Consider the following 19209-nt stretch of genomic DNA (forward strand, 5'->3'; position numbering starts at 1 on the left):
CTGAGGGAAAGACGATGCCCGTAATCCCAAGGGAAGAGCTCCTCGAAATCCTGCGCGGGGTAAAGGAAAGGCTAAGGGAAATCCTCGGCGACGACTTAGTCGAGGTTATCCTCTTCGGCTCGTACGCGAGGGACGAAGCTAAAGAGGACAGCGACGTTGACGTGATTGTCATGGTAAGGAGAAGGCTAACGCTCGAAGAGCACGACCGGCTCAGTGAAATCACGGAGAAATACGTTCTGGAGAAAGGGTTAGTTGTCTCGCTCATCGTTTACCCCGTTAATCCGAGAATGGAACACGACCCGCTGATTCAGAACGTTTACACGGAAGGTGTCAAAGTATGAGCGGGTACAGGGAGATACTGAAAAAAGCAGAGAGGAGTCTTGAGGCCTCAAAGACATTGCTGGAGAAGGGGTTTTATGCCTTCGCACTCTCAAGGGCGTACTACACGATGTTCTACTGCGCAGAGGCTATTTTGCTGACGAGGGGGATAAGGGCTTCAAAGCATTCCGCAGTCATAGCGCTCCTTGGCAGGGAGTTCGTCAAGACTGGAGAAGTCCCACACAGGTTTTTCACACACCTTCGAACCGCGTTTAATCTCAGGCAGACCGCGGATTACTCCTTCGTGGTTGATATAACAGAGGAAGAGGCGCGCGAAAACATACGGCGCGCCGAAGAGTTCCTCGAATTTACCAGGCGCTATCTAATTTCGAAAGGCTTTCTGGAGGGTTGAAGATGGGTGAAAAGATAAAACTCGAACACGGTGCGGGCGGAGAAATAATGGAGGAGCTCCTGAGGGACGTTATACTGAAGACCCTGACCCTCAAGAGCGCCGGGGGGATAGGACTTGACGCTTTGGACGACGGGGCGACGATACCTTTCGGCGATAAGCACATAGTCTTTACGATAGACGGCCACACGGTTAAGCCTCTCTTCTTCCCCGGCGGTGACATAGGCAGGCTCGCGATAAGCGGAACGGTCAACGATTTGGCCGTGATGGGCGCGAAGCCTTTAGCCTTAGCGAACTCGATGATTATCGGGGAAGGCCTCGACATGGAAGTCCTTGAGAGGGTTCTCCGCTCGATGGACGAGACGTCTAAGGAAGTCCCCGTTCCAATCGTCACCGGCGACACAAAGGTCGTTGAAGAGCCGATAGAGATGTTTGTAATTACAGCGGGAGTTGGAATCGCGGAAAAGCCGATAAGCGACGCCGGGGCGAAGGTAGGGGACATAGTCCTCGTCAGCGGAACGATAGGCGACCACGGAATAGCGCTGATGAGCCACAGGGAGGGCATAGCCTTCGAAACCGAGCTGAAGAGCGATGTAGCTCCTATATGGGAGGTCGTTGAAGCGGTTGCAAAAGCGATAGGCTGGGAGAACATACACGCGATGAAGGACCCCACGAGGGCCGGGCTTAGCAACGCCCTCAACGAGATAGCGAGGAAGAGCAACGTCGGAATCCTCGTCAGGGAGGATGCGATACCCGTGAAGCCCGAGGTAAGGGCCGCGAGCGAGATGCTGGGAATCAGTCCCTACGATGTTGCCAACGAGGGGAAAGTGGTTATGGCCGTTGCCAGGGAGCACGCGGAGGAAGCCCTTGAGGCGATGAGGAAGACGAAGAGGGGGAAGGACGCGGCGATAATCGGCGAGGTAATAGAAGAATACAGGGGGAAGGTCCTCCTCGAAACCGGAATCGGCGGAAAGCGCTTCATGGAGCCTCCGGCCGGAGACCCCGTGCCGAGGATATGCTAACGCATCTCGAAGCCTTCCAAAGCTTTTTTCACTTCTTCCACGCTCGCCTCGTCTTCCAGCGTCGATAGGTCGCCGAGGCCCTTTCCGCTGGCGAGGGCCTTTAGAACCCTGCGCATTATCTTCCCGCTCCTCGTCTTCGGCAGTTTGTTGACGAAGAACACCTCCGCCGGAGCCGCTATCGGTCCGAGGGTTTCCCTGACGTAGTCTATGAGCTCCTTCTTCAGGCCCTCCCTCGGAACGCAGTTCTCCTTGAGGATTACAAAAGCCACCGGCACTTCGCCCTTAATCTCGTCGGGCCTTCCGATTACTGCCGCCTCGGCAACTGCCGGGTGGAGGACCATGGCGTGCTCTATTTCCGCCGTCCCAATCCTGTGGCCCGAAACGTTCAGCACCTCGTCGGCTCTGCCGAATATCCAGAAGTAGCCCTCGTCGTCCTTCATAGCGTAGTCAGCGGGGTAGTAAATCCAGATTCCCTCGTCGGGCCTGCTGAAGCGCTTCCAGTAGGTCCTGATGTAGCGTTCGTCGTCGCCCCAGATTCCAAGGAGCATTCCAGGCCAGGGCTTCTTTATCACGAGATAGCCACGCTCGTTCGGCTCCGCTGGGCTCCCATCTGCCCTGAGAACGTCTGCATCAACGCCGAGACCCGGAAAAGTAGCCGAGCCGGGCTTAAGCGGGGGCAACTGTATTCCGGCCGAGGGATAGATCATGTAGCCACCGGTCTCTGTCTGCCACCAGGTGTCGATTATCGGGCACCTTCCACCACCCACAACCTCGTAGTACCACTTCCAGGCCCTCGGGTTTATCGGCTCGCCGACCGAACCGAGGAGCCTTAAACTCGAGAGGTCGTGCTTCTTCACCCACTCGTCGCCGTAGCGCATGAGCATTCTAATTGCCGTTGGGGCGGTGTAGAATATCGTCACCCCGTGCTTCTCCACAAGCTCCCAGGGCCTGTCGGGCTTCGGGTAGTTGAGCGCACCCTCGTACATCATCACCGTAAGGCCAAGCGTTAGGGGCCCGTAGACGAGGTAGCTGTGGCCCGTTATCCAGCCAACATCTGCGGTGTTCCAGAATAGGTCGCTCTCGGTTACTCCCCACGCCCACTCCATCGTCTTGGCCACATAGACGAGGTAACCTCCGGTGGAGTGGACGATTCCCTTGGGCTTTCCGGTGGTTCCGCTCGTGTAGAGGATGAACAGCGGATGATTGCTCTCGACCGGAACAGGCTCAACGTAGCGCTCGGCCCCGTCGAGGAGTTCGTTCCAGTCGTAGTCCCTGCCCTCGACCATGTTGACGCCGTTCTCTTCCCTCCTGAGGACGACGACGCTTTCGACGCTCGGCGTTTCGAGGAGGGCCTTGTCAACTATCTCCTTGAGATTGAGCTTCTTACCGCGTCTGTAGAGGTAGTCCGCCGTTATTACGACCTTCGCCCTTGCGTCGTTGATTCTCGTTGCTAATGCTTCCGCCGAGAAGCCCGAGAATACAACGCTGTGAACCGCCCCTATCCTCGCGCTGGCGAGCATGGCTATAACAACCTCCGGGACGAGGGGCATGTAAATGACGACCCTGTCGCCCTTCTCGACGCCGAGGTTTTTCAGAGCCGAGGCAAAGCGGTTCACCTCGCGGTATAGCTCGTAGTAGGTGAGCGTTCTCGTCTCACCGCGCTCGCTCTCCCAGATTATCGCGGCGTGGTTTCTCTTTCCCGCCTTAACGTGCCTGTCAAGGGCGTTGTAGCTCGCGTTGAGCTGGCCTCCGACGAACCAGCGGAAGAAGGGCGCCCTTGAGTCGTCGAGGACCTTCTCCCAGGTCTTGAACCAGTCCAAAACTTTCGCCTGCTCGGCCCAGAAATCCTCGATGTTCTCGATGGACTTCCTGTGCTCCTCCCTGAAGGCCTCCATCGGCAGGTACCTTTCCTTGAGAAATCCTTCGCCTATCTGCATGCTACCACCTCGCTTCTCAGAAATGAGAATTAGGAAACCTTAAAATTCTTTCGTTGATTGTCAAAGTGATAACCGACAAAAGTCGAAAAAGAGTTAGGGGAAGCTAATTAGCCGAACGCCGAAAGCAGAATAGCCGTTCGTCGAAATAGGGATGTGGGGAATCCCAAGTGACAAAGAACCGCCAAAAGATTCCGAAAAAATCCCGCAAATGTTTACAAAAATGTGTAAAAACACGAGAAAGCAACGTCAGACTGCCAAAGGTTTTTCGAATGTGTTCATCCGTTGATTATCCTCCACAGTTCCTCTATCTGCCCTATCGGTTCAACCTCCCTGCCCTTAAGGCTGTCGAGTATGAAGTTCTGGTCGAAGGGAATCACCACGTCGGGCTTAACCGGCAGTTCCTCCTCGACGCCGGGCAGAGCCTTGTTGAGAACGAGGACGTGCTTCAGACCGAGGCTCTCGCTCAGCGCTTTTATCTTCTTCGAAAGCTCTATGGACTCGGCCGATGGCTCTGCGACGTCGATGACAACGTCAACGTACTTGTCAACGCCCCTTCCGAAGTGCTCTATGCCCGCCTCGGTGTCGACGATGATGACCTCGTCCTCCTTCAGCTTTATGCCCTCGAGGAGCTTTCTGGCAAGGAATCCGTAGGGGCAGGCACAGCCCTCTTCAGCCTCCTCAATCTTCCCGATTGTCAGAACGGCGAGGTTGCCCTTCCTGGCCAGAATCTCCTCCGGAATCTCGTCGAGCGTCCAGTCAAAGAGCTCCTCGTCGAGCTCGCCTTCACCTTCAGCCGCCATGAGGATTTTGGCCCTTTTCTTCCCCCCGAGGTGCTCGGCGAGGGTTTTCACCTTCGGGAGGCCAAGCATCCTGTAGAGGCCTGGGTTTGACTCGTCGGCATCTATTATTAGCACGCGGTAGCCTTTTCCGGCCAGATACTTGCCGAGCATTGCGCTTATCGTGCTCTTTCCACAGCCGCCCTTACCGCTCACGAGAACCTTCATTCGTATCACCATTGGGCAAAAAAGTAGCACGATTTATAAGGGCTTTGGTTCATTCTTGTTTCCAACCTCAGGTTCAGGAAAGCGGTATAAATGCTCCCGCGAAAATAAGGACGGTGGTGAAGGGTGATTATCTCGAAACCCTGCGTCACGATGAAGGGCGTCGTTATAGGGGCCTACTCGTGGGAGAAGAGAATAAAGCTCGACCTGACGAAAACGGCCCAGTGTTTGAAGGAGAGGGGCCACACCATCAAGAAGCTCCTGCCCGGGATGATGCTCATCGCTGAGATGGAGGGCTACGAGGTCAGCGTTTACCCGAGCGGGAAGATAATCGTCAAACTCTTAGAGGATGCAAAGAAAGGTGAGGAAATCGCGAGGATTGTTTACGACTGCGCCGGGGTTCTGGAGGTGGTAGCGTGAGGATTCCGGAAGATGTTAGAAAGGACATACCGCTGACGAGCGAGGTCATCTACTTCGACAACACGGCAACCTCGCTCACGCCGAAGCCGGTTGTAGAGGCCATGGACGAGTACTACCTTAAGTACAGGGCCAACGTCCACCGCGGTGTGCACAGGCTCTCCCAGATGGCGACGCACAAGTACGAGGAGAGCAGAAAAGTGGTTGCGGACTTCATCAACGCGAAGTTCGAGGAGATAGCGTTCACCAAGAACACGAGCGAGAGCCTCAACCTCGTTGCCCTCGGCCTTGAGGGAATTTTCAAGCCCGGGGACAAGATAGTTACGACCCCGTACGAGCACCACTCGGATTTACTCCCCTGGCAGAGGTTAGCTAAAAAGCTCAACCTTAGGCTCGAGTTCATTGACGGAGACAACGAGGGCAACCTCGATTTGAGCGATGCGGAAAAGAAGATTAAGGGGGCGAAGCTCGTCGCGGTTCAGCACGTCTCGAACGCCCTCGGGGTTATCCACGAGGTCGAGGAGCTCGGAAAGATGGCGAAGGAGGAGGGAGCGATATTCGTTGTTGATGCCGCCCAGAGCGCAGGCCACATGGAAGTTGACGTTAGGAAACTACACGTGGACTTCCTGGCCTTTTCCGGCCACAAGGGGCCGATGGGACCGACGGGGATAGGAGTTCTCTACATCAACGAGGAGTTCTTTGACGTCTTCGAGCCGCCGCTAATCGGAGGCGGAACGATTGAGGACGTTGATTTGGATTCCTACAAGCTGACCGAGCCACCGGAGCGGTTCGAGGCCGGAACGCCCAACATCGGCGGTGCGATAGGCCTTGCCGCGGGAATAAGGTACATCGAGAGGATTGGGTTAGACAGAATCGAGAGGCAGGAGAGGAAGCTCGTTAAGAGAACTACGGAAGGCCTTGACGAGCTTGAGATTCCCTGGTATGGGCCGAGAAACCTCGATAAGCACGCCGGAGTCGTTAGCTTCAACGTCCCGCCCCTCCACCCGCACGACGTCGCGGCGATACTCGACGAACACAACATAATGGTTCGCTCCGGTCACCACTGCGCCCTGCCGGTGATGAAGAAGCTGGGAATAAACGGAACGGTGAGGGCTTCGTTCCACGTCTACAACAGCCTTGAGGAGGTTGAGACGTTCCTCGGGGTCCTTGAGGAGCTGGTTAAGGGACTCAAGTGAGCAGGTGCACTTTGATTGTTTCCGTTCTGGTTATCCGCTACTTTTGGAACTTGTGAACCACTCGTAGCGGATAACCTTCCCCACTCGTGGTTTCATCGTGGGGCTTTCAGGGGGAACGGAAACTCCCCACACCTTCAGGCCTCTCAAACGAATATTCCAACTCCCAACCACATCCCTATCGGCCACAAAACCACAATTCAAACACTTCAAAACCCTGTGCCCATTCGGGCTTAACTTCCCCCCACATATCGGGCACAGGGAAGAAGTGTAAGCAGGGTTCACAAAAACAACCCTAACACCCTTCAACTTTGCCTTGTATTCGATGATTGACTGAAGCTTACGGAAACTCCAACGATGAAGCCTACCGTTCATCTCAGCAGAATACCTAATCGAATCCCTGATTTCAGTCAAATCTTCTAACACAAGGCCACCATACTTCTCCGCTAACTCAACGATTTTATTAGCCAGCTTGTGATAAAGGTCGTTGAGCCTGTTCTTCTCCCTCTGTCCGTATTTTTCGAGAAGTTCTCTCCGTCTCTTTCCAGCCCTGATTGTCTGTTGTATTCTTCTCCTCTTCACGAAGTAACCAGTCCTAATCTCCCGCTCGTGGGTGATGATTTGGAGAAACTCCCCGTTTGGAAGACTGAGCGTGATATTGTTCTCGTTCAAATCCACACCAACGAAGGTTTTGGGCTCTTTAACTTCAACTTCCTTCGAGAAAACAGTGTTGAGAAAAACGCCCTTCGGCGTTCTAACCAGCCACGCTTGGCCGACTTTCCAGTCCTTGAACTTCTCGTGGTATTTTGCAGGGTAGAACTCTAACTGGACTCGTCCGTTTGGAGTGGAGAGTTTTACGGTTTTATTCTCCAGGTCGAGTTTGAACAGGTGGTCGTCGAGCATAATAACTTCTTTCTTGAAAACTGGCCTCCCCCTCGCTTTGCCCTTCTTTTTCCTCCTCCTGAAGCTTTTGAATATCGCAGTCGCCATCTGGCAGGCCGTGTAAAGGTAGTGACTTGGGAGTTCGGGGTATTCTTTGCGTAATCCCCTGTAAGTTTCCTTTTTCAGCCTGTAGAAGCTGGTGATGTTGTTCTCGAAAGCGTGAGTGATGAGGAAGTTCACGATTTCACGATAAGTTTGGAAGAGGTCATCTAATCCTTTGGGTGTTTCTTTCAGCTTGAATTTAGCGGTGAGTTTAATCGTCTCTGAGGGCATCCTTCACCGCCTTGATAAGGCGTTTTTTCTTGCGGGAACGGGCCCCGTAAAGCTTTCCAGCAAAGGAAGTTACGATTGCTAACAGGTCTTCCACGAGCTCTTTTTCTGGAGTTTTTCCTCATCGTCAAAGATTACTTCAATCTCGACGCCGTATGAGTTGAAGTATTGTTCGAGATATTTGAAGCCGAAGCGGGTGAGTCTATCCCTGTAAGTTATGACGACTTTTGTGACTTCTCCGCTTTCGATGAGTTTGAAGAGTTGTTTTAGCCCTTTCCTGTTCTCGTTCAGGCCTGAGGAAATATCGAGGAAATATCGGTGAGGATTTTGGCCACTTGGTAACCTCTGGAAGAGCAGTAGTTTTTGAGGTATTCGACTTGTCTTTCCAAGTCTTCTTTTTGGTCTCGGCTTGAGACTCTGGCGTAAATTACGACTTTATCTGGGATTTTGCCTTCAAGAATTCTTTTGATTTCACTTTCTGGGACCCGGTATTCTTTGCCGATTCTGTGGGCTTTGAGTTTGCCTGATTTAATCCAGCGGAGGATTGTCATCTTGGAGACTCCGAGCTTCTTTGCGACTTCGCCAGTTCGATAAAGCTTCATCGCTCGCACCCAAAAAGGATTAGTGCCAAAAATATCTAAAAGTTTCGCTTGTTACCATTTATAGAACAGCCCAATTAGTACCCCGGAAGGTTCAAAAACCGTCCTGGGTAGTTTGATGGGATACGAATGTTGAGCAGGGAAAGGCTGGAAGAGCTCGTTCGGGAGATAAGGCTTGAGCACGGCCTTCCGGAGAGCCCCTTCAGGATAGACGAGGTCCGCTACGACCCGAAGGAGGACAAGCTCTTCATCATAGCCCACGACAGAACTGACAAGAGCGTCGTCATCGGCAACAGCCTCGTCATCGGGAAGCTCCGCGAGAGGCTTGGAGTCAGGCAGGTTACCGTCTATTCAAACCTCGACCTCGAGGTAAAGCGGAAAAAGCTGGACGAGGCCGAAAGGCTCCTTCCCAAAGAGCTTGAGTTCCTAACGCCGATAATCGAGGCGGAGCGTAGGTTCCCGCCGAGGGAGTGGTCGGAAGTTCGAGGAAACCTGAAAACGCTCGTCTTCCTGAGTTTCTCTGCCAAACCGCTCCTTGGCTTCGCTAAAGCCCTCAAGCTCCCCTACGGGGCAATCGGGCTGAGGCACACCTTTCCAAGGCTCGAATACGAGGCCGTTGAGGGCGACCTTAGGGAGCTGTTCTTCCCAAATGAGGACAAGCTCGTGAGAATCGCCGGGGAAAGGGGCGCAAAGCTTATCCTAGCGGATTTCCCGTTCCCGCTGGGCGAGAAGGGTGGAGTTTACCTTCTTAACCCCTTCAGGCTTCTCCACATCGGCTTCTTCGAGCTGAAGTACCTTTTTGGCTTCGAGTTCCCTACGATGGTCGATAAAGAAGCTCTTTTGGAGTTCGTCGCTAAACTCACCTACGACGGCCTCATGGAGTCAACAGATGGGGCCAAGGTTGTATGGCGCTACTGGAGGCGAAGGAGATGATAATCGGGGTCGTTGGAAAGATTGCCGCCGGAAAAACGACAATCGCTAAATTCTTCGAGGAGAAGGGCTTCTGCAGGGTTTCCTGCAGTGAGCCACTGATTGACCTGCTGACCCACAACGTTTCCGACTACTCGTGGATTCCGGAACTGCCGGGGAAGGCAGAACCGACGCGCGAGAAACTCATAGAGTTCGGAAAGTACCTGAAGGACAAATACGGCGGGGACGTACTGATTCGCCTCGCCGTTGACAAAAAGAGGAACTGCAAAAATATCGTCATAGACGGCGTCCGCTCGCGGGAGGAAATCGAAGCGATAAAGAGGCTCGGCGGAAAAGTCATCTACGTCGAGGCTAAACCCGAGACAAGGTTCGAGCGCCTGATGAGGAGAAAAGCCGAGAAGGACAGGGAAATCAAGACATTCGAGGACTTCAAGGAGATGGACGACGCCGAGGAGAGGATCTACCACACGAGCGAGCTGAAGGGCCTGGCTGACTACGTCATAGTCAACGAGGGAACCCTTGAGGAGCTGAGGGAGAAGGTGGAGCGGATTATCGAGGAGCTGAGCAAGGCTTAAAGGGAGTTGGGAGTAAGGGAAGTTGGTGGGGACATGGAGGTTGTGGAGGCGGTTTACGAGAACGGCGTGCTGAAGCTCCTGAAGAAGCTCAACCTGCCGGAGCACGCGAGGGTGAGGATAGTGATAACCCCCGACATTGACGAGATACTCGACTCCATGGTCATCAGAAAGGTCGAGAAAATCGACTACAAGCGCCTCAAGGAGGCATACTATGAGTCGCTCTGAGATTGGGGAGAAGTATCAACTGCTTCCCAACGATGCCCTCATCGTTGCAACCTGCGCGGAACACGAAATTGAAAGCATTCTAACCTTTGACTCGGATTTCGAGAAGGTTCCTCTGATAAAAGTTACCAGGTGATTACCATGAACCTCCTAATAGTAGCCCCCTGCCTATTGAGTCCGTTTTACGTCTACCGCGGGCCGAAGGAGAAGGAATACCTGACGGCAAGAGAGCTGAGAAAGCTGATTGGAGAGCTCGGCGAGGAATGGCAGGTTCTTGCCTACCCCTGCCCCGAGTTCGAGCTAATCGGCTGGCCGAGGCCCCCGATGGGAAGGGAGAGCTTTGAAAGACTCGGCATGCGCGAGAGGGTTCAGGTCATAGCGGACTTCATAGGGAGGGTTCTAACTGAGGAGAAGCCGGAGCGAGTAATTTTTATCGGCGTTAAAGGCTCCCCAACCTGCGGTGTCTTCCACACGACCTCGAACGACCCCGATTCCTTCGACTACGGCCTGATTCCTGCGTTCTTCTACATGGACAAGGAGAAGAGGCTTGAGGAGAGCAGAAAAGTCGTTGAGAAATTTGGCTTTGAGGTTAAGGAAGGGCCGGGACTGCTCTTTGAGGAGCTCATGGAGCGCTTCCCGGAGGCGGAGTTTTTAGAGTTCGACAAGGACGACGTTGAGGAGAGCGTTGAAAGGTTCAGAAAGGCCCTGAAGTCCTAAAGGGCAACCAGAATCGCGCCGAGAACTATGAGGAGCGCGCCGACCGCTGTTTTCACGTCCATCCTGCTCCCGAGGATGAGCCATGAGAGGAAGATTGCCAGCGCGACGCTCGTCTTGTCTATCGCAACTACAGCTGGAACACGGCCGGCTTTAACGGCCATGAAGTAGAAGAGCCACGACAGCGCGCCCGCTATCCCTGAAAGCGCTATGAATAATAGCGCCCTTCCGCCCAGCGGTTCCCGCGTTACACCGCTCACGAGGGCGACGCCGACGAGGAAGACTGCCATTATGACGGCCCTCACGGCGGTCGCGAGCGTTGGGTTGACGTCCCTGAGACCTATTTTTCCAAATATTGGAACGAGAGAAGCGAAAAACGCCGAGAGGATGGCGTAGATGATGTAGGTTTTCATCTCAAGCCCGCTCCACCGCGCTCCTGACGAGCCTCTCAGCCTTCCCCATCAGCTCCTTCGCCTTCTCCTCCGTGTGGGCCTCGAGGGTTATGCGCATTATCGGCTCGGTTCCGCTCGGCCTGAACAGAATCCACCAGTCTGAGTTCTCAATCCTTACCCCGTCAATGTCTATGAGCCTCTCGTAGTCGAAGCTCTTCAAAGCCTCGCGCGCTATGATTTCCATCGCCTTAGCTTTCTTCTCGTTGGGACAGGGTATCTTCGCCCTTAACGTTACGTAGCGCGGGACCTCCTTTGCGAGCTCGCTTATTGGCCCGAGCCTGTCTATCATCTCAAGGACGAGCGCCCCCGCGAATATCCCGTCCGGCGTCAGGTTCCACTGGGGGATTATCCACGTCCCGCTCGGCTCGCCACCGAAGATTCCGCCGTGTTTGGCCAGTTCATCGGCAACCGCTACGTCTCCAACGCGCGTCCTTATAACTTCCCCGCCCAAGGGCCTGACGTAGTCGTCGAGGGCGAAGCCGGCATCAACGGTGGTGACTATCTTGCCCTTCCCGAACTTCCTGAGCATGTAGCCGGCTATGAGCGAGAGCATGACCTCGTACTCGACGAAGTTTCCCCCGTCGTCAACGACCCCAATCCTGTCGGCGTCGCCGTCGTGCGCTATCCCAACGTCCGCTTTCATGACCCTAACGGTTTTCGCCAGCCCCGAAAGGCTCCTCGCGTTCGGCTCAAGCTCCCTCACGAAGAAGCCGCTCGGGTGGGAGTTGAGCGAAATAACTTTATTGCCCAGCTCACGCTGGAGGTAAGGGCTGAGGATTGAGCCGGCGCCGTTGCCGGAATCGACGACAACCGTGTAGGAATCGTTGAGATTCACCATCTCGAGGGCCTTCCTTATGTACTCATCCCTGGGATTGGCCCTCCTGAGCGTCCCAATCTCGTTCCAGGGGACCTTTCTAAAGTTCCCGGATTCTAGGATTCCCTCAAGCTCGGCCTCCATGTCCGGAGTGTAGGCCATTCCGTTGGACTGCCACACCTTTATTCCGTTGTATTCCGGCGGATTGTGGGAGGCGGTTATCGTAACGCCCGCATCGGCTTCGTAGAGCTTTATTGCAAAGCCCGTGAGCGGCGTTGGGGACAGACCTATGTCTATCACCTCGACGCCCGTGCTGAGAAGCCCGCTGATTAGAGCCGACTTGAGGGTCTCACTGCTCGTTCTCGTGTCCATTCCAACGACGACCCTTCCTCCCCCGAGATAAGTCCCGACTGCCTTTCCAACCTTCAACGCCAGCTCGGGGGTAACGCACTCGTTGAACAAACCCCTGATTCCGCTCGTGCCGAAGTACTTCCCCATGAGCATCACCCTGGCTAAATAAAATAAGCAAGCTAATATAAACGTTTGTTGAGCCTCGGGAAAGCCGGTCTCATCACAGCTCAGGGCAGGGAGTTATCGTCATCGGCACGAAGACTTTTAAGCCTCCCCTTTTAACCCCTTCCATGTTCGCGCTCATAGCGAGGGCAAGGAAGGACGCGAAGGCTCTAAACTACATAAACGAGAGGAACTACGGGGGCTTCCTAAGGGTTGAGAGCCTTGGCGGAGGCAGGAAGAAGGAGGAGGTCCTTGAGAACCTTGAAAGAGTCCTTGAAGGACCCTACATTCCCCTTCTCCTCCTCGGCGAGAAGGAGAAAGACCTCATGGAGGAGCTCCTCCCGGTTCTGAGGGAGTCCGGAAAGCCCTTCTACGCGAGGGTTCTGAGGACGAAGCGCGTCAGAAACATGCGCGTTGACGAGCTATACTCACACATCGAGGATATAAAAGCCCACTTTCGCCTCGGCATCGAGTGGAGGGGAACCTACGCCCTCAACCCCGAGAACCCCTTCGGCATCGAAATTAATCCGGATTACGACATCTATCTGGCCATCGGCGACGACTTCAGAAAAGCCATGCACTCGCTCCTCGACGTTGAGCTCGGTGAGAACTCGCTCGTCCTGAGGAAGACGATGAACCAGGAGGTCTATTACTCCGGCCCGAACAAGGTGGCCGAGGTGAGTAAAAAGCTCGGCTTCCCGACCGAGGTCCTCTGGAAGTGCCCCTGCACCGAGGATGTCTCGCTCGACTCGCTTATCTCCGCCAACCGGGACTACATAGAAGCCTTTGCAGGGGCTTCAAAGGCTTTCCTCAGGGCTTTTGAGGACTACGACATCATCGTTCCGTGGAGCGGGGGAAAGGACTCGACCGCGACCTTGATTTTAGCGAAGGAAGTTTTCGACGAGGTTACAGCGGTCTACGTAAGAATGGAGTACGAGATGCCCGGGACGGACGAATACGTTGAAGAGCTTGCGAAAAGACTCGGCGTTAATCTCCTCCGCGTCGACGTCTCGATGCCCATCGAGGAGTACGGCATGCCAACCCATCGGAACCGATGGTGCACGCGGAAGAAGGTTGAGGCCCTTTATTCGGTCGTTTCGGAGTTCGAGAAGCCCGTTCTCCTCGTCGGCGATAGGGATGGTGAGAGCGCGAGGAGAAGGCTCAAGCCACCGGTCGTTGAGAGGAAAACGGACTTCGGAAGAATCCTTGAGGTCATGCCGATAAAGTTCTGGAGTGGGTTCATGGTTCAGCTCTTCATCCTCATAAGGGGCTTTAAACTGCACCCGCTCTACTATGGGGGCTTTTACAGGCTCGGCTGCACCATTTGCCCAAGCTTAGCAGAATGGGAGGTCGAGCTGTTAAAGAAAAGGGGAATAAAGGCCTACCTCAGAGCTTCCTTCCGACGGCCAGACCGACGACGAAGGCAACTATCGCGAAGAGCCCCATGAGTCCGTAGTCAGCCTCGCCGGTGGTGCTGGTCTTTACCGGGGCGGAAGTGGCGGTCTGGCTTGGAAGGGTGACGTTGGGGACCGTGGCGTTCTCGGCCGGGACACTCGGAACCGGGTTGAGCGGAGTTGATAGGAACAGGTTCGCGGTTTCCTTGGCGTACATGTAGAAGGTCATCGCCGTCTGGAGGTCGTCGACGCTTTGGTTCTTCTTGGCGAGTTCCTCGAAGCTCTGGGCAAACTCGTAGTAGGCTATTGCCAGTATCGGCGTTATCCCCTTCTCCTCGGCGATGCCTATGGCGGTTTTGGCGTCCCCTTTAATCATGTTGAGCTTGTCCATCAGGACAGACCAGTTAGTTATCGCAAGAGTGTCGAGGAAGACCTCACCCTGAACGCGCGCCTGCATGGCTGTGAACAGCGCCGCGGAGTACTTTCCATCCTCGTAGTACTCCTGGGCCTTCTCTATCGTGTTCGTTAGACTGTTCCCTATCACGTCGCCGTACATGGATTCGATGTAGGCAACTATCAGGTCGGACTCGTCTATGTAGTCCCTTGCCGTCGTCTTTATAACGTCCTTGCTTATGGGATTGCCCTTCGCAAAGCGCTTTCCGAGGTTCGTCCAGAGCACGGCCGTTTGGGCCCTTTCGTAGGCGTAGGCCGCCTTTCCTATGGCGTCCCAGTAGTCGCCGGAGTAGTAGTACTTCCACGCCTGGTCAAGACTGCTCTTGGCGTCTTCAACGCGCTCCTGAGCCGCGGCAACGGCCTGAAGCATGGTCACTCCCCTTATACTCTGGTTGTCCACAAAGGCCTCAACGCGCTTTATCTCCTTGCTCGTGTTCTTTAGGAGCCCCTCAACCTGTTGCGGAGTGTTCGTCTGGAGGTACCAGTCCACGTGCCTTATCACTATCCTGGCCTGGAAGTCCTTGCTCAGGGCGGTGTAGTACATTCCCTCGTCGATGTACCTCTTAGACTGGTTGAGAATCTGGCCAACGTTCTGAAGGGCCGCGAGGAGCGTCTCGTAGGTTTCATAGCCAACGTTGCTCTCCTTGAGCTCCCTCATGACCTTCTGGTAGTACTCCGTGGTGTTCTTGTAGTCGCTCAGGGCATCGTTCTTGAGGAACGATGTGTCAATCTTAACGTTCTCGGGGGCCTTTGGCCTCGGAAGCCTGTGGCCTGTGAAGTAGTAAACCGCCTGATAGATGTCCTTGACCTCAACAACTTTGAGCCCCCACCTTTGCTCGGCGTATTTGACGACATCCACGGGCTTGGTTTCACTGTTGATTTCGATAACTCCCCCAACTTCTTTCTTCTGGGTCTCCTGGACGTACTGAATCCTCTGACCTTCAGGGATAAGGAAGAGCTTAACCCCGGCCTGGTGCGCGGCGGCCGCCTTCTCAAGGATTCCGCCGACCGGGCCGATACTGCCGTCCGGGTTAATCATTCCAGTCATCATAACGTTGGGGTTAATCTTCCATCCCTTTAGGGCCGCTATTATACCGACGGTCATGGTTCCCCCAGCGGAGGGACCTCCGATGATTGAGGTGTTCGCGCGAACTTGGATAAAAACGTCGTAGCGGCTCATGTTAACCCCAAGGACCCGCCCCGCAACTTGGGCTGCAAGCCTTGCGCTGGCCTGCATGTCAACCTGCGCCAGCGGCCACGTCTCTATGTAGACGTGCCCGTGACCCGGGGTTACGGTTATGACGAACTCCGTGACTACACCCTTCAAGCCGCCGGTGGCGGTCTTGGCAACCGCGGGTGCGTGTATCACAACCGTGTGTCCCTCGCTGAGACACTGGGCACCCACTGGGGTCGCTAAAGGAAGTAGGAGGAAAATTGCCACCACTAAAGCCATCACTCGCTTCATCCTTTCACCCGTGGAGGGATTAGAGAGGCAAAATAAAGCGTTTGTGGTTCAAGAGTTTAACGCCTCCACAGGGCCAGGAAGAACAGCAGGAGAACCAAAACCTCCAAGGAATCAACAATCAGGCTTATGTCGTGTCTTATGGCCCTGCTCTCAGCAGAGAGCTCGACAACCTTCTTGAACGCAAAGAGCAGGAACGCCAGTGTAAGGTAAAGCGTCGCCCGCAGGTGGCTCTTCCTGTAGGCCATGTATGAAACTACCACCAGCCCCATTGCGAGCACCATTGCTATCAAACCTAGGAGCATCTCTATCATTCACCCTCACCCATTCCGGTCAGGATGTCTATAAGGCTATCTGCCAGCCTCTCCCACAGACTCGGCCGGTACTCCCTGATTAGACGCGCCAGCGTTGATGGATCGTAGGTTATCTCATAGAGGACGCTCTTCCCGGCTCTTTTAGCCCGAACGACCCCGAGTTTCTCGAGTTCCCGCATGTGGTAGCTCACCGTTGGCTGACTGACTCCGAGCTCCCTGGCGAGCTCCCCCTGACTCATTGAACCTTCCATGAGCAGGAGCAGGATTCTCCTTCGGGTTTCCGTGGAGATGGCCATCAGCAGCCGCTGAGCCTCTTCCTCGAAGCCAGCCGGAAAGATGTAACGTCTCCTGCCAACTTTCCTTGAAAACACCTGCCCCTCTTTCTCAAGCTTCCCAAGGTGGTACTGCAGGTCGCCGATGCCCAGTCCCAGCTCCCTTGCCAGCTCTCGGAACGTCACACCGGGCCTGTTGCGGATGTAGTTCAGTATCTCGTTCCTCCGCTCCATCTCCCAACCCTTAAACCCTGTGGTTCATCCATCTATGGCAAGGAATATAAGGTCTTCCCTTTTATGCCCTGCGGTGGGAGTATGGAATGGTTGGTTAAAAAAGCTGATGAACTCGCGAGAAAACACGGCCTCGATTACTATGAAATCAGACTAGTCAAGGTCACCTCAAGGAGGCTCGTCATGAGCAACGGCCAGCTGAGGGAACTCTCGAGCAACTCCGAGCTCGGCATCGGCGCGAGGGCCTTCAACGGGACATGGGGCTTTTCAAGTGCCAACGACCGCGAGAGGTTTGAGAAGGCAATAGAAACGGCGATGAAGATAGCGAAGCTCTCTCGCGGGAACGCGAGGATTTACCTCGGCGACCCGGTGAGAGACGAGGTCAAGCTCAGGGTTAAGAAGCCCTTCACGGAAGTTGACATCGAGGAGAAGCTCTCGCTCGTCAAGGAAGTGGATAGCCTCCTAAGGGGCGAGAAAATCGTCAGCAGGACCGTCAACTACGGCGATTCGATAGTTGAAACCCTCTACTTCAACTCCCTCGGGAGTGAGATAAGAACCGTCGTCCCGAGGATACAGCTCGGCTTCTCAGTAACGGCCAAGGAAAACGGCGAGATGCAGGACTTCTGGAAGAGCTTCGGCGGAACCCTCGGCTGGGAGCTGGTTGAGGGTATTGACCTCTACTACTGGACGGCCCACGTAAAGGAGAAGGCCCTTGAGCTTCTGAGGGCATCTTCACCGCCCTCCGGAGAGATGGACGTCATAGCCGACCCAGAGCTGACAGGGGTTTTCATTCACGAAGCCCTTGGCCACGCCGTCGAGGCAGACTCCGTCAAGAACGGCGACAGCATCTTAGCTGGAAGGCTCGGGGATAAGATAGCTGTCGAGGGTTTGAACGTCGTTGACGACCCAACTTTGCCGGGCAAGTTCGGAAGCTACCCGTACGACGACGAGGGGATTAAAGCCAAACGCGTTGAGATTATCAAGGACGGCGTTCTCGTCAGCTACCTCAACGACAGGGAGACGGCCGAGTATTTCGGCCTTGAGCCCAACGGCCACGCGAGGGCTGAAAGCTACTCCCATCAGCCCCTCGTGAGGATGGGCAACACCTACGTCGAGCCCGGCGACTGGTCCTTCGAGGAAATCCTCGAGGAGGTTAAGAACGGCCTCTACATGCTCGGTGACAAGGGTGGCGAAGTTGATACAGCCAACGGGACGTTCACCTTCGGGGCGAAGCTCGGCTACATCGTGGAGAACGGCGAGATTAAGGAACCGGTCCGCGACGTCGCACTCTCAGGCAAAATCCTCGACGTTTTGAAGAACATAAGGGCCATCGGAAACGACACGCGCGTTGAGTTTCCGGGCTACTGCGGAAAGGGCCAGTGGGTTCCGGTTGACGACGGCGGGCCACATATACTCACTAGGGCCCTCGTGGGGGGATTGAGATGATTGAGGCCGTTGAGAGGCTCGTGAAGCTCCTTGAAAGCGAAAACGTCGAGTGGGAGGTATTTTACCAGTTCGGGCGCTCGGGCTCGTTCAGAATCGAGAGGGAAACCCTTGAGCGCTCCCAGAGGAAGTTCTACTCGGGAATAGGCCTCAGGGTCGGGTTAAAGGGCAGGCTCGGCTTCTCCTATATCACGGGGCTCCATCCAAGCGAGGAAGAACTTAAGAAGCTGGTTGAGAGGGCAATAAAGCTGGCGAGGATAAGTGAGGTTCCCTTCAGGGGCTTTCCGACCAGCGAAAGGGTGAACCGTGTCAAGGGAATCTACGACGGGGAGATAGATGAGATTCCCTTCGAGGATGCTCATAGGCTCGCCCTCGAATACGCCGGGCTGATGCGGGAGAAGAAAGGCGAGGAGACGCTTTCGGGTTCGCTCTCCCTCGCGGTCGGGACGAGCGGGGTCGTCAACTCCAACGGAATCGAGCTTGAGGAGCGTTCGACTTACATGGGCGTTTCGGCCTACGCGGTGCTCAGCGAGCCTCCGGGAACAGGCTCCTACAGGCAGAGCTTCACCTCCCTCCAGCCGGTTGAGGAGCTTGAACGCGCCGTTGAGAAAGCGGTTGACGAGGCGAGGCTGAGCGCCAGAGCAAAAAAGCTCGAACTCTACTCCGGGGAGCTCGTTCTGGAGCCCAACGCTCTGGCTTCGCTCATAGAGGTCTTCCTGAGCAACCTCTACGGCGATGAGGTCTACCACGGCAGGAGCAGGTTCTCGAAGCCCGGCGACGAGGTAGGTTCCTTCACGCTCGTGGACGACTCGACCCTACCGGCTCTCCCTGGAAGCTATTCCTTCGACGGGGAAGGCGTTCCGGGCCAGAGAACTGTTCTCGTCGGGGACGGAATAGTTAGGAACTTCCTCCTCGACAACACCTACGCCTCTTTCCTCGGCATGGAGAGCACAGGAAACGCGCTGAGAACCTTCAGGAGCGTCCCGTACATCGGGACGAGCAACCTTATCATAGAACCCGGGGATGAGAGCCTTGAGGACTACGAGGGTGTCATCGTTAGGAGGGTCTTCGGCGAGCACACGGCCAATCCGGTAAGCGGCGACTTCTCGCTGACGGTCGAGCTGGGCTACGTTGTTGAGAACGGCGAGCTAAACCCGTTCAAGGACAACATGCTCGTCGGCAACGTCTTCGAGCTCCTCAGAACGCTGAAACCCGGAAAAGAGATTGAGAGAATTTCGAGTTTTCTCTCACCGAGGGCAATCGTCGAGGGGAGGCTCGTTTGACAACGTTTTTATACTTTCATGCCGAATTT

21 protein-coding genes and 1 pseudogene are annotated in these 19209 nt (G+C 55.0%); 13 read left to right on the forward strand and 9 right to left on the reverse strand.

The window, feature by feature from the left end; all coding sequences use genetic code 11:
- Window positions 1-14: 14 nt before the first annotated feature.
- The 3 genes from ACYQ04_RS07225 to hypE are packed head-to-tail and all read left to right on the forward strand — an operon-like array spanning window position 15 to window position 1749.
- Entirely contained in the window at window positions 15-341 is a 327-nt protein-coding gene (locus ACYQ04_RS07225) for a nucleotidyltransferase family protein (RefSeq protein ID WP_460128448.1), read from the forward strand.
- Window positions 338-730, forward strand: coding sequence for a HEPN domain-containing protein (locus tag ACYQ04_RS07230; RefSeq protein WP_460128450.1), 393 nt, complete (start codon window positions 338-340; stop codon window positions 728-730). Before ACYQ04_RS07225 ends, ACYQ04_RS07230 begins: the two co-directional genes overlap by 4 nt.
- A gap of 2 nt (window positions 731-732) precedes the next feature.
- Entirely contained in the window at window positions 733-1749 is a 1017-nt protein-coding gene (gene hypE, locus ACYQ04_RS07235) for a hydrogenase expression/formation protein HypE (protein WP_460128453.1), read from the forward strand.
- Here the strand turns inward: hypE and acs are convergent.
- On the reverse strand, window positions 1746-3686 hold the full coding sequence (gene acs / locus ACYQ04_RS07240) for an acetate--CoA ligase (protein ID WP_460128455.1): 1941 nt from the start codon (window positions 3684-3686) through the stop codon (window positions 1746-1748). The two genes, hypE and acs, sit on opposite strands and share 4 nt — an antisense overlap.
- Window positions 3687-3961: 275 nt before the next feature.
- Complete coding sequence (locus ACYQ04_RS07245; protein ID WP_460130037.1) at window positions 3962-4690, reverse strand: ATP-binding protein; 729 nt, start codon at window positions 4688-4690, stop codon at window positions 3962-3964.
- 123 nt (window positions 4691-4813) lie between these two features.
- On the opposite strand from ACYQ04_RS07245, the gene ACYQ04_RS07250 reads away from it, so the two are divergent.
- Window positions 4814-5107: a hypothetical protein gene (locus ACYQ04_RS07250; RefSeq protein WP_460128456.1), complete on the forward strand. Its 294-nt coding sequence runs from the start codon at window positions 4814-4816 to the stop codon at window positions 5105-5107.
- Complete coding sequence (locus ACYQ04_RS07255) at window positions 5104-6300, forward strand: cysteine desulfurase (protein ID WP_460128458.1); 1197 nt, start codon at window positions 5104-5106, stop codon at window positions 6298-6300. The genes ACYQ04_RS07250 and ACYQ04_RS07255 overlap by 4 nt, the downstream gene beginning before the upstream one ends.
- A gap of 30 nt (window positions 6301-6330) precedes the next feature.
- Here ACYQ04_RS07255 and ACYQ04_RS07260 read toward each other — a convergent pair whose 3' ends face one another.
- Entirely contained in the window at window positions 6331-7512 is a 1182-nt protein-coding gene (locus tag ACYQ04_RS07260; protein ID WP_460128460.1) for an RNA-guided endonuclease InsQ/TnpB family protein, read from the reverse strand.
- A pseudogene (locus tag ACYQ04_RS07265) lies at window positions 7493-8111 on the reverse strand (IS607 family transposase). Before ACYQ04_RS07265 ends, ACYQ04_RS07260 begins: the two are co-directional and overlap by 20 nt.
- 126 nt (window positions 8112-8237) lie before the next feature.
- Between ACYQ04_RS07265 and ACYQ04_RS07270 the strand changes: the two are divergent.
- From ACYQ04_RS07270 to ACYQ04_RS07290, 5 genes are read left to right on the forward strand one after another with little or no spacing between them, the layout of a single operon-like run.
- The gene (locus ACYQ04_RS07270; protein WP_460128462.1) at window positions 8238-9041 is read left to right on the forward strand and encodes a hypothetical protein; all 804 of its coding nucleotides are present in this window, start codon (window positions 8238-8240) and stop codon (window positions 9039-9041) included.
- A complete protein-coding gene (locus tag ACYQ04_RS07275; RefSeq protein WP_460130039.1) occupies window positions 9038-9613 on the forward strand; it encodes an AAA family ATPase in 576 nt (191 codons plus the stop codon). Before ACYQ04_RS07270 ends, ACYQ04_RS07275 begins: the two co-directional genes overlap by 4 nt.
- A 33-nt stretch (window positions 9614-9646) precedes the next feature.
- Window positions 9647-9838 (forward strand): antitoxin AF2212-like protein, encoded by a 192-nt coding sequence (locus ACYQ04_RS07280; RefSeq protein ID WP_460128464.1) that lies wholly within the window; start codon window positions 9647-9649, stop codon window positions 9836-9838.
- On the forward strand, window positions 9825-9971 hold the full coding sequence (locus ACYQ04_RS07285; RefSeq protein WP_460128466.1) for a PIN domain-containing protein: 147 nt from the start codon (window positions 9825-9827) through the stop codon (window positions 9969-9971). Before ACYQ04_RS07280 ends, ACYQ04_RS07285 begins: the two co-directional genes overlap by 14 nt.
- Before the next feature lie 5 nt (window positions 9972-9976).
- Window positions 9977-10552 (forward strand): hypothetical protein, encoded by a 576-nt coding sequence (locus tag ACYQ04_RS07290; protein ID WP_460128468.1) that lies wholly within the window; start codon window positions 9977-9979, stop codon window positions 10550-10552.
- Here the strand turns inward: ACYQ04_RS07290 and ACYQ04_RS07295 are convergent.
- The gene (locus ACYQ04_RS07295; protein WP_460128470.1) at window positions 10549-10962 is read right to left on the reverse strand and encodes an EamA family transporter; all 414 of its coding nucleotides are present in this window, start codon (window positions 10960-10962) and stop codon (window positions 10549-10551) included. The two genes, ACYQ04_RS07290 and ACYQ04_RS07295, sit on opposite strands and share 4 nt — an antisense overlap.
- A 1-nt stretch (window position 10963) precedes the next feature.
- Window positions 10964-12313, reverse strand: coding sequence for a phosphoglucosamine mutase (gene glmM / locus ACYQ04_RS07300; protein WP_460130041.1), 1350 nt, complete (start codon window positions 12311-12313; stop codon window positions 10964-10966).
- 143 nt (window positions 12314-12456) lie between these two features.
- Here glmM and ACYQ04_RS07305 point away from each other — a divergent pair, with 143 nt between their 5' ends.
- On the forward strand, window positions 12457-13776 hold the full coding sequence (locus tag ACYQ04_RS07305) for a phosphoadenosine phosphosulfate reductase domain-containing protein (protein ID WP_460128472.1): 1320 nt from the start codon (window positions 12457-12459) through the stop codon (window positions 13774-13776).
- Here ACYQ04_RS07305 and ACYQ04_RS07310 read toward each other — a convergent pair.
- From ACYQ04_RS07310 to ACYQ04_RS07320, 3 genes are read right to left on the reverse strand one after another with little or no spacing between them, the layout of a single operon-like run.
- A complete protein-coding gene (locus tag ACYQ04_RS07310) occupies window positions 13715-15640 on the reverse strand; it encodes a S16 family serine protease (protein ID WP_460128473.1) in 1926 nt (641 codons plus the stop codon). The genes ACYQ04_RS07305 and ACYQ04_RS07310 overlap by 62 nt on opposite strands.
- A 56-nt stretch (window positions 15641-15696) precedes the next feature.
- Window positions 15697-15951, reverse strand: a complete 255-nt coding sequence (locus tag ACYQ04_RS07315; protein WP_460128474.1) for a hypothetical protein — start codon at window positions 15949-15951, stop codon at window positions 15697-15699.
- Window positions 15948-16457 (reverse strand): winged helix-turn-helix transcriptional regulator, encoded by a 510-nt coding sequence (locus tag ACYQ04_RS07320; protein WP_460128476.1) that lies wholly within the window; start codon window positions 16455-16457, stop codon window positions 15948-15950. The genes ACYQ04_RS07315 and ACYQ04_RS07320 overlap by 4 nt, the downstream gene beginning before the upstream one ends.
- Window positions 16458-16538: 81 nt before the next feature.
- Between ACYQ04_RS07320 and ACYQ04_RS07325 the strand changes: the two genes are divergently transcribed.
- Both ACYQ04_RS07325 and ACYQ04_RS07330 read left to right on the forward strand, forming a co-directional pair.
- Window positions 16539-17900 carry a TldD/PmbA family protein gene (locus tag ACYQ04_RS07325; RefSeq protein WP_460128478.1) on the forward strand — a complete coding sequence of 454 codons (1362 nt, stop codon included), beginning with the start codon at window positions 16539-16541 and terminating at the stop codon, window positions 17898-17900.
- The gene (locus tag ACYQ04_RS07330) at window positions 17897-19180 is read left to right on the forward strand and encodes a TldD/PmbA family protein (RefSeq protein ID WP_460128480.1); all 1284 of its coding nucleotides are present in this window, start codon (window positions 17897-17899) and stop codon (window positions 19178-19180) included. Before ACYQ04_RS07325 ends, ACYQ04_RS07330 begins: the two co-directional genes overlap by 4 nt.
- Window positions 19181-19209: the final 29 nt, after the last annotated feature.

The organism is Thermococcus prieurii, from assembly GCF_054657655.1.

Excerpts from the sequence above, each read along its gene's own strand:
- ACYQ04_RS07225 (WP_460128448.1), top strand. The coding sequence starts at position 15 with ATGCCCGTAATCCCAAGGGAAGAGCTCCTCGAAATCCTGCGCGGGGTA.
- ACYQ04_RS07230 (WP_460128450.1), top strand. The coding sequence starts at position 338 with ATGAGCGGGTACAGGGAGATACTGAAAAAAGCAGAGAGGAGTCTTGAG.
- hypE (WP_460128453.1), top strand. The coding sequence starts at position 733 with ATGGGTGAAAAGATAAAACTCGAACACGGTGCGGGCGGAGAAATAATG.
- acs (WP_460128455.1), bottom strand. The coding sequence starts at position 3,686 with ATGCAGATAGGCGAAGGATTTCTCAAGGAAAGGTACCTGCCGATGGAG.
- ACYQ04_RS07245 (WP_460130037.1), bottom strand. The coding sequence starts at position 4,690 with ATGAAGGTTCTCGTGAGCGGTAAGGGCGGCTGTGGAAAGAGCACGATA.
- ACYQ04_RS07260 (WP_460128460.1), bottom strand. The coding sequence starts at position 7,512 with ATGCCCTCAGAGACGATTAAACTCACCGCTAAATTCAAGCTGAAAGAA.
- ACYQ04_RS07270 (WP_460128462.1), top strand. The coding sequence starts at position 8,238 with ATGTTGAGCAGGGAAAGGCTGGAAGAGCTCGTTCGGGAGATAAGGCTT.
- ACYQ04_RS07275 (WP_460130039.1), top strand. The coding sequence starts at position 9,038 with ATGATAATCGGGGTCGTTGGAAAGATTGCCGCCGGAAAAACGACAATC.
- ACYQ04_RS07280 (WP_460128464.1), top strand. The coding sequence starts at position 9,647 with ATGGAGGTTGTGGAGGCGGTTTACGAGAACGGCGTGCTGAAGCTCCTG.
- ACYQ04_RS07285 (WP_460128466.1), top strand. The coding sequence starts at position 9,825 with ATGAGTCGCTCTGAGATTGGGGAGAAGTATCAACTGCTTCCCAACGAT.
- ACYQ04_RS07290 (WP_460128468.1), top strand. The coding sequence starts at position 9,977 with ATGAACCTCCTAATAGTAGCCCCCTGCCTATTGAGTCCGTTTTACGTC.
- ACYQ04_RS07295 (WP_460128470.1), bottom strand. The coding sequence starts at position 10,962 with ATGAAAACCTACATCATCTACGCCATCCTCTCGGCGTTTTTCGCTTCT.
- glmM (WP_460130041.1), bottom strand. The coding sequence starts at position 12,313 with ATGGGGAAGTACTTCGGCACGAGCGGAATCAGGGGTTTGTTCAACGAG.
- ACYQ04_RS07305 (WP_460128472.1), top strand. The coding sequence starts at position 12,457 with ATGTTCGCGCTCATAGCGAGGGCAAGGAAGGACGCGAAGGCTCTAAAC.
- ACYQ04_RS07310 (WP_460128473.1), bottom strand. The coding sequence starts at position 15,640 with ATGAAGCGAGTGATGGCTTTAGTGGTGGCAATTTTCCTCCTACTTCCT.
- ACYQ04_RS07315 (WP_460128474.1), bottom strand. The coding sequence starts at position 15,951 with ATGATAGAGATGCTCCTAGGTTTGATAGCAATGGTGCTCGCAATGGGG.
- ACYQ04_RS07320 (WP_460128476.1), bottom strand. The coding sequence starts at position 16,457 with ATGGAGCGGAGGAACGAGATACTGAACTACATCCGCAACAGGCCCGGT.
- ACYQ04_RS07325 (WP_460128478.1), top strand. The coding sequence starts at position 16,539 with ATGGAATGGTTGGTTAAAAAAGCTGATGAACTCGCGAGAAAACACGGC.
- ACYQ04_RS07330 (WP_460128480.1), top strand. The coding sequence starts at position 17,897 with ATGATTGAGGCCGTTGAGAGGCTCGTGAAGCTCCTTGAAAGCGAAAAC.